At 72.4% G+C, this 12,566-nt stretch carries 7 protein-coding genes; 1 reads left to right on the forward strand and 6 read right to left on the reverse strand.

Features of this window, described 5'->3' with window-relative positions; all coding sequences use genetic code 11:
* Positions 1 to 7: 7 nt before the first annotated feature.
* The 5 genes from serA to B5D80_RS00125 form a co-directional block, all read right to left on the reverse strand.
* Positions 8 to 1,606 (reverse strand): phosphoglycerate dehydrogenase, encoded by a 1,599-nt coding sequence (gene serA, locus B5D80_RS00105; RefSeq protein ID WP_088641656.1) that lies wholly within the window; start codon positions 1,604 to 1,606, stop codon positions 8 to 10.
* Between the two features lie 513 nt (positions 1,607 to 2,119).
* Complete coding sequence (gene ilvC / locus B5D80_RS00110; RefSeq protein ID WP_088641657.1) at positions 2,120 to 3,133, reverse strand: ketol-acid reductoisomerase; 1,014 nt, start codon at positions 3,131 to 3,133, stop codon at positions 2,120 to 2,122.
* Positions 3,134 to 3,202: 69 nt separating this feature from the next.
* A complete protein-coding gene (gene ilvN / locus B5D80_RS00115; RefSeq protein WP_088641658.1) occupies positions 3,203 to 3,718 on the reverse strand; it encodes an acetolactate synthase small subunit in 516 nt (171 codons plus the stop codon).
* 66 nt (positions 3,719 to 3,784) lie between these two features.
* Positions 3,785 to 5,668, reverse strand: coding sequence for an acetolactate synthase large subunit (locus B5D80_RS00120; RefSeq protein WP_088641659.1), 1,884 nt, complete (start codon positions 5,666 to 5,668; stop codon positions 3,785 to 3,787).
* Positions 5,669 to 5,907: 239 nt separating this feature from the next.
* Positions 5,908 to 8,322: a putative bifunctional diguanylate cyclase/phosphodiesterase gene (locus tag B5D80_RS00125; RefSeq protein ID WP_088641660.1), complete on the reverse strand. Its 2,415-nt coding sequence runs from the start codon at positions 8,320 to 8,322 to the stop codon at positions 5,908 to 5,910.
* Positions 8,323 to 8,432: 110 nt separating this feature from the next.
* Between B5D80_RS00125 and ilvD the strand changes: the two genes are divergently transcribed.
* On the forward strand, positions 8,433 to 10,280 hold the full coding sequence (ilvD, locus tag B5D80_RS00130) for a dihydroxy-acid dehydratase (protein ID WP_088641661.1): 1,848 nt from the start codon (positions 8,433 to 8,435) through the stop codon (positions 10,278 to 10,280).
* A gap of 129 nt (positions 10,281 to 10,409) precedes the next feature.
* Here the strand turns inward: ilvD and B5D80_RS00135 are convergent, their stop codons facing one another.
* Positions 10,410 to 12,560 carry a DEAD/DEAH box helicase gene (locus B5D80_RS00135; RefSeq protein WP_088641662.1) on the reverse strand — a complete coding sequence of 717 codons (2,151 nt, stop codon included), beginning with the start codon at positions 12,558 to 12,560 and terminating at the stop codon, positions 10,410 to 10,412.
* Positions 12,561 to 12,566: the final 6 nt, after the last annotated feature.

Consider the following 12,566-nt stretch of genomic DNA (forward strand, 5'->3'; position numbering starts at 1 on the left):
GGTGCGACTACTCGTCGCGCAGGTCGGCCGCGCTCGCGGCGGTCGCCCCGATCGAGTCGGCCGCCGAGGTGAGCAGGTCCGCCCCGAGCGCCTGGTCGACGGTGAGGGTCATCAGGGTCTCGCCGCCGGCCTCCCGACGGGCCACCTGCATGGCGGCGATGTTGATGCCGGCCTCGCCGAGCAGCGTGCCGACGGTGCCGACCACGCCCGGCCGGTCGGCGTACCGCAGGAAGAGCAGGATGCCCTCCGCGCCGATCTCCACGTCGAAGCCGTCCACCTCGGTCAGCTTGATGACGTCGCGGGCGCCGGTGTGGGCGACCGTGCCGGAGACGCTGACCGTACGACCGTCGGGCAGCGCACCCCGCACGGTGACCAGGTTCGGGTGGTCGACCGTCTCGGCCTGGGTGGCGAGGGTCACCTCGACGCCCCGCTCGGCGGCCAGGTGCGGCGCGTTGACGTAGGTGACCTGATCCTCGACCACCGAGCTGAACAGCCCCTTGGTGGCGGCGAGCTTGAGCACCGACACGTCGTGGTTGACGATCTCGCCGCGCACCTCGACGGTGACGCTGGCGGCCACCCCGCCGGCCACGGCGGTGAACGCCCGGCCCAGCTTCTCGGCCAGCGGCAGCAGCGGCCGGACGTCCTCGGCGACGACGCCGCCGGCCTGCACGTTCACCGCGTCCGGCACGAACTCGCCCTGCAACGCCAGCTTGACGCTCTTGGCCACGGCCAGACCGGCCTTGTCCTGCGCCTCGTGGGTGGACGCGCCCAGGTGCGGGGTGGCCACCACGTTGTCGAAGGCGAACAGCGGCGAGGAGGTGCACGGCTCCTTGGCGTACACGTCGACACCGGCGCCGGCGACCCGGCCCTCGGCGATCGCGTCCGCGAGGGCCTGCTCGTCGACCAGGCCACCCCGGGCGGCGTTGACGATCCGGACGCCCGGCTTGACGATCGACAGCTCCTTCTCGCCGATCAGGCCGACCGTCTCCGGGGTCTTCGGCAGGTGGATCGAGATGAAGTCGGCCTCCCGCAGCAGTTCCTCCAGCCCCACCAGGCGGACGCCGAGCTGGGCGGCACGGGCCGGCTGGATGTAGGGGTCGTACGCGATCAGCCGGGTGCCGAAGGCGGCGATGCGCTGGGCGAACAGCACCCCGATGCGGCCGAGGCCGACCACGCCGACGGTCTTGCCCTGCAACTCGACGCCCGTGTACTTGGACCGCTTCCACTCGCCGGCCTTGAGCGCGGCGCTGGCGCTGGCGGTGTTGCGCGCGACGGCGAGCAGCAGCGCGACGGCCTGCTCGGCGGCGGAGACGATGTTGGAGGTGGGGGCGTTGACGACCATGACGCCCCGCGCGGTGGCGGCCGGGACCTCGACGTTGTCCAGCCCGACGCCGGCCCGGGCGACCACCTTCAGGCGCGGCGCGGCGGAGACCGCCTCGGCGTCGATCTGCGTGGCACTGCGCACGATGACCGCGTCGGCCTCCGCCAGCGCGGAGAGCAGGGCCGGGCGGTCGGTGCCGTCGACGTGGCGCACGTCGAAGTCGTGCGCGAGTACCTCGATGGCGGCGGGGGCGAGTTCTTCGGCGATCAGTACGACAGGATTCATCGGTCCTCGTAGACGTCGTATTAGGTTGGCCGGGGCGACCGGACGCCGCGATGCGCCCTACGCCGATCCGTGCCGTGGCCGTCGGTGCCGGTCACGCACCTCACCAAGGATCGTAGGGGGCGCTCCGGCCGGCATGTCCCGGTCTGCGGGGTGAGGGCCCTCACACAGGGTTGTCGCACGCCTGTCATCCCCCGTTCATCCGGCCCGGGAGCGCGGCGGGTGGGTCGTTCGGGGCCGATGAGGCATCGATCACCCCGTCCCGCCTGGTGAACCGGCCACCGTGCACCGCGACGGCGACCGGCGGATGGGTGAGCCGGGGCGGGTCCGGTGGCGGCCCGACGGGACGGGCGGCAGTGACCCGGCCCCGGCGCAGTCCGGGCCGCCCGGGAGGTGGTCACGCACAAAGCGGTATGACTGGCAGGCATATTTATGCCTGCCAGTCATACCGCTTCACGTCAGCAGATCACCCGGCCCACGACACGCCCGAGCCGGGGCACGGGTACGGCCGACGGGTCAGGCGGTCTCGGTGAGCGGGCGGTCCACCCAGCTCATCATCGAGCGCAGCTTCTGCCCGGTCTCCTCGATCGGGTGCGCCGCGCCCTCGGCCCGCCACTTGGCGAAGTTCGGCCGGCCGGCCTCGTCCTCGGCCACCCACTCGCGGGCGAACTCGCCGGACTGGATCTCACTGAGGATCTTGCGCATCTCCTCCTTGACCCGCGAGTCGACCACGCGCGGGCCCCGGGACAGGTCGCCGTACTCGGCGGTGTCGGAGATGCTGTACCGCATCCGGGCGATGCCGCCCTCGTACATCAGGTCGACGATGAGCTTCAGCTCGTGCAGGCACTCGAAGTAGGCCACCTCGGGGGCGTAGCCGGCCTCGGTGAGCACCTCGAACCCGGTCTGCACCAGGGCCGCCGCGCCACCGCAGAGCACCGCCTGCTCACCGAAGAGGTCGGTCTCGGTCTCCTCGGTGAAGGTGGTCTTGATGGCGCCGGCCCGGGTGCCGCCGATGCCCTTGGCGTACGCCAGGGCGAGCGGGAAGGCGTTGCCGCTGGCGTCCTGCTCGACGGCGACCAGGCAGGGCACGCCCTTGCCGTCGACGTACTGGCGGCGGACCAGGTGTCCGGGGCCCTTCGGGGCGACCATCGCCACGTCCACGTCGGCCGGCGGGGTGATCAGGCCGTACCGGATGTTGAAGCCGTGCCCGAAGAAGAGCGCCTTGCCGGGGGCGAGGTTGGGGGCGATCGACTCGGCGTAGATGGTCCGCTGGGCGGTGTCCGGCGCCAGGATCATGATCACGTCGGCCTCGGCCGCCGCCTCGGCCGGGGTGAGCACCCGCAGGCCCTGCTCCTCGGCCTTGGGCCGGCTCTTGGAGCCCGCCGGCAGGCCGATCACCACGTCGACACCGGAGTCGCGCAGCGACAACGCGTGGGCGTGGCCCTGGCTGCCGTACCCGATCACGGCGACCTTGCGGCCCTGGATCAGGCCCAGGTCGGCGTCGTCGTCGTAGTACACCTCAACGCTCATTGACTTCCCTTTCGTACGGCGGTCTCGTCGACCGTCGTGGACTGTGTGCGGTGGCGGGTGGGCGCGCGGTCAGGCGGCGCGCAACGAGGGGCCGGCGGTGATCGACCGCGAGCCGCGCCCGATCGCCACCGTGCCGGACTGGACCATCTCCTTGATCCCGAACGGCTCCAGGTCGCGCAGCAGCGCGTCGAGCTTGTCGGGGGTGCCGGTCGCCTCGACGGTGAGGGTGTCCGGCGCGACGTCGACCACCCGGGCCCGGAACAGGGCGACCGTCTCCAGCACCTGCGCGCGGGCGGTGCGGTCGGCGCGGACCTTGACGAGCAGCAGCTCCCGCGCCACCGAGACCTGCGGGTCCAACTCGACGATCTTCAGCACGTTGACCAGCTTGTTGAGCTGCTTGGTGACCTGCTCCAACGGCGACGAGTCGGCGTTGACCACGATGGTGATCCGGGAGACGTCGGGGTTCTCGGTCTCGCCGACGGCCAGGCTGTCGATGTTGAAGCCGCGCCGGGAGAACAGGCCGGAGACCCGGGCCAGGACACCCGGCTTGTTCTCCACCAGCACGGACAGGGTGTGCAGGGTCATGCCACCGTCTCGCTTCGCTCGGTCGGGCCGTGCCCGCGCACGGTCCCGGGGAATCGGTCACTCATCTCAGATGTCGTCCTCGTCGAACGCCGGGCGGACGCCCCGGGCGAACATGATCTCGTCGTTGCTGGTGCCGGCGGCCACCATCGGCCAGACCATCGCGTCCTTGCCGACCGTGAAGTCGATCACGACAGGTGCGTCGGTGATCGCCATCGCCGCCTCGATCGTCTTGTCGACGTCCTCGGCGTTCTCGCAGCGTAGGCCGACACAGCCGAGCGCCTCGGCCAGCTTGACGAAGTCCGGGATGCGGTGCTTGTGGGTGCCCAGCTCGGTGTTGGAGTAGCGCCCCTCGTAGAACAGGGTCTGCCACTGCCGGACCATGCCCAGGTTGCCGTTGTTGATCACCGCGATCTTGACCGGGATGCCCTCCAGCGCGCAGGTGGCCAACTCCTGGTTGGTCATCTGGAAGCAGCCGTCGCCGTCGACCGCCCACACCACCGTGTCCGGCCGGCCGGCCTTCGCGCCCATCGCCGCCGGGACGGCGTACCCCATGGTGCCGAGGCCGCCGGAGTTGAGCCAGGTGCCCGGCTTCTCGTACGAGATGAACTGGCTGGCCCACATCTGGTGCTGGCCGACCCCGGCCACGTAGATCGCGTCCGGGCCGACGATCTCGCCCAGCCGCTTGATCACGTACTGCGGGGAGAGGGTGCCGTCGGCCGGCTCGTCGTAGCCCAGCGGGTACCGCTCGCGCAGGTCGTCGAGCTGGTGCCACCAGTCGTGCAGGTCCGTCCGGCGGCCGGCCTTGTGCTCGGTGGTCACCGCCGCGATCAGCTCGTCGATGACGTGCTTGGCGTCACCGACGATCGGGACGTCGGCGTGCCGGTTCTTGCCGATCTCGGCCGGATCGATGTCGGCGTGCACCACCGTGGCGTCCGGGGCGAACGAGTCGAGCTTGCCGGTCACCCGGTCGTCGAACCGGGCCCCCAGCGCCACGATCAGGTCGGCCTTCTGCAGGCCGTAGACGGCGGCGACGGTGCCGTGCATGCCGGGCATGCCCAGGTGCTGACGGTGCGAGTCGGGGAACGCGCCCAACGCCATCAGCGTGGTCACCACCGGGATGCCGGTCAGCTCGGCGAGCTGGCGCAGCGACTCGGTCGCGCCGGCCTTGAGCACCCCGCCGCCGACGTAGAGCACCGGCCGGCGGGCGCTGCTCATCAGCCGCGCCGCCTCCCGGATCTGCTTGCCGTGCGGATGCAGGGTCGGCCGGTAGCCGGGCAGGTCCAGGGTGGGCGGCCAGGAGAAGGTGGTCGCCGCCTGGAGGACGTCCTTGGGGATGTCCACCAGCACCGGCCCGGGACGCCCGGTCGCCGCCAGGTGGAACGCCTCGGCGAGGACCTGCGGGATCTCCTCGGCGTTCTGCACCAGGAAGTTGTGCTTGGTGATCGGCAGGGTGATGCCCTGGATGTCCGCCTCCTGGAAGGCGTCCGTGCCGATCATCGGCCGGGCCACCTGACCGGTGATCGCGACGATCGGCACCGAGTCCATGTACGCGTCGGCGATCGGGGTGACCAGGTTCGTCGCGCCCGGCCCGGAGGTGGCGATGCAGACGCCGACCCGGCCGGTGGCCTGCGCGTACCCGGTGGCGGCGTGTCCCGCGCCCTGCTCGTGCCGGACCAGGATGTGCCGCACCGAGGAGTCGTAGAGCGGGTCGTAGGCGGGCAGGATCGCCCCGCCGGGGATGCCGAAGACGACGTCGACGCCGAGCGCCTCCAACGACCGCACCAGCGAGCCGGCACCGGAGACCGGGACCGGCCCGGACGGCCGTACGGCCGGGGTGGCCGGCGCGGCGGCGCGCGGCGGGGTGGTGTGGTCGGCGTCGCCGGCCGGCTCGGTGACCGTACGGGCCCGCCGGGCGGAGTGGGCGAGGGTCTCTGGCGTGGGTCTCGTCATGGCGGTTCAGGCCTTCGGCTGGAGTTGGGTGGAGCTGCTACGACAGGTGCGACGGGGGCGGTGGCCCGCCCCGGTGGTTCCGACGGCAATAAAAACGGCCCTCGTGCAGATGCACGGGGCCAGCGCACTCTCGACAGCGGGAGAGTGCGCTCAGGTAAGTACTCGCAGCGACCGGTTCGACGACATGGGCCAAGCCTGACGCATCTCACGCGATGAGTCAACTGATCCCACATGTTGGTTCACGAACGGGGGACGCCGTCCCCGTTGGGGGTCTCGTCAACCGGCCCGGCCTGCGCGGACTCCTCGTACGCCGGGCGCGGCGCGGGCGTCGCCGGGGATGCCGGTGGGTGGGATCGCAGCCGGGGCAGCAGCGGCGACGGGGTGGGTCGCCGCGGCGGGGGCGGCGGGGCCGGCGGCGCCGACGCGGGGCGCGCGCCCGGCGAGGTGGCCGCCTCCAGCATCGCCTCCAGGTGCTCGGCCGGCACCCCCCAGCCGAAGAGCGCGCCCTGGCCGAACCGGCAGCCGGCGGCGACCACCGCGGCCAGCTCGGCCGGGTTGGTGACCCCCTCGGCGATCACCTCCAGGCCGAGCTGGTGGCCCAGCCGCATGACGATGTCGACCATCGGGGCGAACGCCGGCCCGTCCCGGCCCACCGGGCGGACCGGCTCGTGCTCGGCGACCAGGCTGTGGTCGATCTTGAGGATGTCGATCGGCAGCCGGCGCAACTGGCCCAGCGACGAGTACCCCGCACCGAAGTCGTCCAGCGCGATCCGTACCCCGGTCCGCCGCAGCGCGGTCAGCCGGCGGATCAGCTCGTCCAGGTCGGTGGCGACGGCGTGCTCGGTGACCTCCAGCACCAGCCGCTGCGGCGGCACGTGGTGGGCGCGCAGCGCCTCGGCCACCTGCACCACGTACTCCGGGGCGTGCAGCTCGCGCGGGGAGACGTTGACCGACACCCAGACGTCGTGGCCGTCGGCGAGCCAGCGGGAGAGCTGCCAGCACGCCTGGTGCAGCACCCAGGCACCCAGCTTGGCGATCATCCCGCACTCCTCGGCCAGCGGGATGAACTCGTCCGGCCGGACGTTGCCCAGCTCGGGGTGGTGCCAGCGCAGCAGCGCCTCGGCACCCACCGGCCGCACCGAGGGCAGCGACGCCACCGGCTGGAAGGCCAGCCGCAGCTCGTCGCGCTCGATCGCGCCACGCATCTCGTGCTCCAGCCGGGTACGCCGGGTCAGCAGTCGGTCGTAGCTGCCGTCGTACCGCTCGATCCGGTTCTTGCCGCGCTGCTTGGCGTAGCGCAGGGCCAGGTCGGCGTGGCGCAGCAGGCCGACCACGTCCGGATCGTCGCCACCCTGGCCGGCCACCCCGATGCTGACCGAGAGGAAGACCGCGCCGCCCTCCTGCTCGTACGGCCGGCCGAGCACCCCCAGCAGCCGCTCGGCCACCACGTCCGCGTCGGTCGGCCGGCCCCGCATCAGCACCGCGAACTCGTCGCCGCCGAGCCGGGCGGCCAGGTCACCGGGGCGCAGGTTGCTCCGCAGCCGCCGCCCCACCTCGGCGAGCACCATGTCGCCGACGTCGTGGCCGCGCATGTCGTTGACGTTCTTGAAGCCGTCCAGGTCGAGGCCGAGCAGCACGCAGCCGCCCCCCTCGGTGGCGCAGCGCTGCATCTCCCGCAGCAGCCCACGCCGGTTGGCGAGGGTGGTCAGCGGGTCGGTGTGGGCCAACTCCCGGAAGTGCGCCTCCCGGTCGGCCAGCCGGTGGGCGTAGCTGCGGACGTCGTTGAGGGTGAGGTACTGCCGGGTGACCAGGGCGAAGCCCTCCAGGCTGCCGGCGATGATGCCCAGCGCGTCGAACCGGCCGCCCTGGACGAGGTGGTACATCGCCGAACCGGCCATCGCCACCATCGGGATGAACGCGTACTCGCCGTCGCGGCGGATCAGGTCGATGTCGACCTGGCCGGGGGCGTCCACCCGGTGCACGGCGAGCGCCCCGGCGAGCATGCCCACGGCCAGCAGCGCGGCACCGGTCAGCGCCATCGCCGAGCCGCCCTGGCAGACCCCGGCGGCCAGGCCGAGACCTCCGGTGGCGGTCGCGGTGATGCCGACGCCGAGCACGGCCAGCCGGGCCCGCGGGCCCTCGGCGCGGGCCACCACGATCGCGGTGAGGCCGGCGGTGAGCGCCACGGTCACCGACGCGAGCAGGATGGCCGGGCAGGCGCTCGGCGTCGCCGGCCCGAGCAGCCGGGTCGGCTCCGAGAAGAGCACCCAGCCGACGAACCAGATCGCGGCGGCCACGGTCAACCCGTCGAGCAGCAGCCGCGCGGCGGCGGCCCGGGCCACCATCGCGCCGGGCAGGCGGAGCAGACCCGCGCAGTAGCCGAGCCCGCTCAGCGCGGTGCCGACCGCGATCAGCGACGCCCAACCCATCCCCTGAGCGCGCGGGTGCGCCCCGTGCTCGGTCGCGCCGAGCACCGCGACGGTGCCGGCGACCAGGGTGGCCAGGGCGACCGTGGCGGCCACGGCGAACAGCAGGTGCGCCTGGCGGTGCGGCCCGCCACGCCGCCGGGCCGAGTCGGCCAGCAGTGCGGTGGCGGCGACGGCGAGCAGGCCGCTCAACACCGCCACGGCGACCATGCCCGGGGGTAAACGCACGACCTCAACTGTGCCGGATCGGCGCCCGCCACGGGGTACCGGGTGTGCAACTGTTGGGACACGGCGCGCGCGGTGGGAGCCCCCCGCCGGGCGGTGTAAGACTGGTACCCATGCCTGAGCTGCGGTCGAGGACCTCCACCCACGGTCGGACGATGGCCGGCGCCCGGGCCCTCTGGCGGGCCACCGGGATGACCGACGACGACTTCGGCAAGCCGATCGTCGCCATCGCGAACAGTTTCACCCAGTTCGTCCCCGGTCACGTGCACCTGAAGGACATGGGTGGCCTGGTCGCGGACGCGGTGGCCGAGGCCGGCGGGGTGGGGCGCGAGTTCAACACCATCGCCGTGGACGACGGCATCGCCATGGGCCACGGCGGGATGCTCTACTCGCTGCCCAGCCGGGAGCTGATCGCCGACGCGGTCGAATACATGGTCAACGCGCACTGCGCGGACGCGCTGGTCTGCATCTCGAACTGCGACAAGATCACCCCCGGGATGCTGCTGGCCGCGCTGCGGCTCAACATCCCGACGGTCTTCGTCTCCGGCGGCCCGATGGAGGCCGGCAAGACGGTGGCGATCGAGGGCGTCGTGCACTCCAAGCTCGACCTGATCGACGCGATGGTCGCCTCCTCCAACGAAGCGGTCACCGACGACCAGCTCGGTGAGATCGAACGGTCCGCCTGCCCGACCTGCGGCTCCTGCTCCGGCATGTTCACCGCCAACTCGATGAACTGCCTCACCGAGGCGATCGGCCTGGCCCTGCCCGGCAACGGCTCGACGCTGGCCACCCACGCCGCGCGCCGGTCACTGTTCGTCGAGGCCGGCCGCACCGCCGTCGCGATCGCCAAGCGCTGGTACGACCACGACGACGCCTCCGTGCTGCCCCGCGCCGTCGCCAACCGCAAGGCGTTCGACAACGCGATCGCTCTCGACGTGGCGATGGGCGGGTCGACCAACACGATCCTGCACCTGCTCGCCGCCGCCCGCGAGGCCGAACTCGACTTCGGCGTCGCCGACATCGACGCCATCTCCCGGCGGGTGCCCTGCCTGGCCAAGGTCGCCCCGAACTCGCCGAACTACCACATGGAGGACGTGCACCGCGCCGGTGGCATCCCGGCCATCCTCGGTGAACTCGACCGCGCCGGCCTGCTGCACCGCGACGTGCACGCCGTGCACTCCCCCTCGCTGGCCCAGTGGCTCACCGACTGGGACGTCCGGGGCGGCTCACCCCTCCCCGAGGCGGTCGAACTGTTCCACGCCGCGCCCGGCGGGGTGCGCACCATCGAACCGTTCTCCACCACCAACCGCTGGTCCACCCTGGACACCGACGCCGCCGAGGGTTGCGTGCGGGACCGGGAACACGCCTACACCGCCGACGGCGGGCTGGCCATCCTGCACGGCAACCTCGCGCCCGAGGGCTGCGTGGTGAAGACCGCCGGGGTGCCCGAGGAGTGCCTGACCTTCCGGGGCCCGGCCAAGGTTTACGAGTCGCAGGACGACGCGGTCGCCGCGATCCTCGCCAAGGAGGTCGTCGCCGGGGACGTCGTGGTGATCCGCTACGAGGGCCCCAAGGGCGGCCCCGGCATGCAGGAGATGCTCTACCCCACCTCGTTCCTCAAGGGGCGCGGGCTGGGCCGGTCCTGCGCGCTGCTCACCGACGGCAGGTTCTCCGGCGGCACCTCCGGGCTGTCCATCGGGCACGCCTCCCCCGAGGCCGCCTCCGGTGGGCTGATCGCCCTGGTCGAGCCCGGCGACGAGATCGTCATCGACATCCCGGCCCGGTCGATCGAACTGAACGTGCCCGACGACGTGTTGGAGGCCCGGCGGGTGGCGCAGGAGAAGCGGGACCGGCCGTACACCCCGCTCGACCGGCAGCGTCCGGTGTCCGCCGCCCTGCGCGCGTACGCCTCGATGGCGACGTCGGCCAGCGACGGCGCGTACCGCCGCGTGCCGGAGTAGTCCGGCCCGGTTGATCGGCTCCACGTCAGCGATGTAGCGGTATCCCCACCCGGGGACACCGCTACATCGGCCCGAACGAGTCGATCAAACGCCAGCCGGCCCCGCGCGGGTTCCCGAACCCGGCGGCGGTCAGTGTGCCAGGGCGACGAATCGCACCGGCTCGTCGAGCACCGCTGCCGCCCCCGGTAGGTCCGCCAGGCGGGTCGCCAGGGTCGCGCGGGCGAGCCGCTCGGGGAGCGCGACGCTGAACTTCAACCCGGCGAGAGCCCGCGTGTTGACCTCGGGCAGGCAGAGCCGCTGTGCCGCGTCGGCGACCAGGGCACGCCACTGTGCCCGGTCGAGGTCCGACCGGAGCCGCACGGTGTAGTCGTCGAACCGGTGTATCGGGTCCACCACCTCACCAAGCGTCGCGGTCAGGGTCGCGTTCGCCCGCAGACCGGCCCAGGTCCACCAGATCAGGTCACCGTCCGAGGTCCGGACGACGAGGCTTCCGCCGGGATGCACCAACGGTGCCCGGTCGACACGTTCGGTCGTCAGCCGCTGCGCCGCCCTCGTGGTCAGCCGGACCGGTGGCTCCGCACCGAGGAGGACGTCGCGCATCCCCCGGGTGAGCGGGTGGCTGGCACCCTGCCAACCCGACGAGGTCCATCTGGCCCGGCCGCCGCCGTCGACCGGCTCCACGAAGCACCGCCTTCGTCGCCAGTCGACGTAGGTGACCCGCCAACTCCGCCCACCGAGCAGCAGCCGGCGGTCTCCCCGTACCTCCTCGGTGAGCAGGCTGGGGTCGATCCGGCCGAGTTCCTGCCGGCCCTGCAGCACGGTGAATTCGGGCGGGCCGGTGAAGACGGCGGTCATGTCCATGAAGTGACGCCGGCCGAAGCGTCGCTCCGCCTCCGGCCCGATGAACAGCAGCCCACCGTCGCTGTCGAGGTAGCCGTGGTCGAGCAGGTGTCGGACGATCGGCTCCGCGCCGGGGCCGAAGGGCGGCAACCCGTTCCACGCCTGTGCCCAGAGCCGATCACCGACCCGATTTTCCTGCAGGCAGAGCGCGAGCACCTGCTGGGCGACGATGTGCCGGGGCTCGGGCGGCGCGACCACCGGTTCGACCCAGCCGCGCCCCCAGAGTGTCAGCAGCGCCGCCGCCCTGATCAGTTCCTCTCCCGTCCGGCAGAGGAACAGGCAGTTGCGGGTGCTGCCCGGACGGCGACCGGTGCGGCCCAGCCGTTGCAGGAAGGACGCCACGGTGCCGGGAGCGTCGATCTGGACGACCCGGTCCAGGTCGCCGACGTCGATGCCCAGCTCGAGGGTGCTGGTGGAGACGATGACGCAGTCCCTCGCCTCCGCGAACGCCTGCTCGGACCGGCGTCGCTCGTCGGCGGAGAGGGAGGCGTGGGACAGGAACGTCGTCACACCCCGTTCCCGCAGCAACTGGCCGAGTTCCTCGACGGTCTGCCGGGACTCGCAGAAGACCAGCCGCTTCTCACCGGCGTGCAGCGCGGAGATGACCTTCGCCGCGTTGGCCAGCGATCCGATGTAGTCCAGTTCCACCTCGCCGGCGGGCGGTCCACCGGATGCCACGCGGCTGCCGGGCACCCTGTCCGTCCCCGGCACGGGGGTGGGCAGGTCGGGGGCGACGACGCGGCCGGGGCGACTGCCACTCGCCGATCCGCGCAGCCAGGTCAGCAGTTCGTCAGGGTTGCCGACGGTGGCGGATAGGCCGACCCGTTGCAGTGGTCGGTCGGCCACCCTGGTGAGCCGTTCCAACACCGCGAGCAGGTGCCAGCCCCGGTCGTCTCCGGCGAAGGCGTGCACCTCGTCCACCACCACCGCCCGCAGCCCGGCGAAGAAGCTGCGGTGGTCCACGTTGACGCTGACCAGCATCGCCTCGAGGGACTCGGGCGTGGTGAGCAGGATGTCGGGGCGTTGCCAGAGCACCGCCCGCCGGGCGGCGGTGTGCACGTCACCGTGCCAGAGCGCGGCGGTACGCCCCAGCCAGCCGGTGTACCGCTCGATCCGGGGGTGCAGGTTGTTGAGCAACGCCCGCAGCGGGCAGAGATAGAGCACCGAGGTACCGGTCCAGCCGTCCCGGGCCATCCGCGACAGCAGCGGGAACACCGCAGCCTCGGTCTTGCCTCCCGCCGTCGGGGCGAGCAGCAGGGCGTCGGACCCGGCGAGCAGCGGCCCGACCGCTTCCCGCTGCAGCGGACGCAGTTGCGGCCAGCCGAGACTGTTGACGACGTGGTGCAGGAGCACCGGGTCGAGCGACGCCTCCTCGTTCACCGGGTT

Origin of the sequence: Micromonospora wenchangensis (assembly GCF_002210435.1) — a bacterium.
Taxonomy (GTDB): domain Bacteria; phylum Actinomycetota; class Actinomycetes; order Mycobacteriales; family Micromonosporaceae; genus Micromonospora; species Micromonospora wenchangensis.

What these genes read in the sequence shown, in the direction of transcription:
- serA (WP_088641656.1), bottom strand. Translation starts at nt 1,606, where the DNA reads ATGAATCCTGTCGTACTGATCGCCGAAGAACTCGCCCCCGCCGCCATC.
- ilvC (WP_088641657.1), bottom strand. Translation starts at nt 3,133, where the DNA reads ATGAGCGTTGAGGTGTACTACGACGACGACGCCGACCTGGGCCTGATC.
- ilvN (WP_088641658.1), bottom strand. Translation starts at nt 3,718, where the DNA reads ATGACCCTGCACACCCTGTCCGTGCTGGTGGAGAACAAGCCGGGTGTC.
- B5D80_RS00120 (WP_088641659.1), bottom strand. Translation starts at nt 5,668, where the DNA reads ATGACGAGACCCACGCCAGAGACCCTCGCCCACTCCGCCCGGCGGGCC.
- ilvD (WP_088641661.1), top strand. Translation starts at nt 8,433, where the DNA reads ATGCCTGAGCTGCGGTCGAGGACCTCCACCCACGGTCGGACGATGGCC.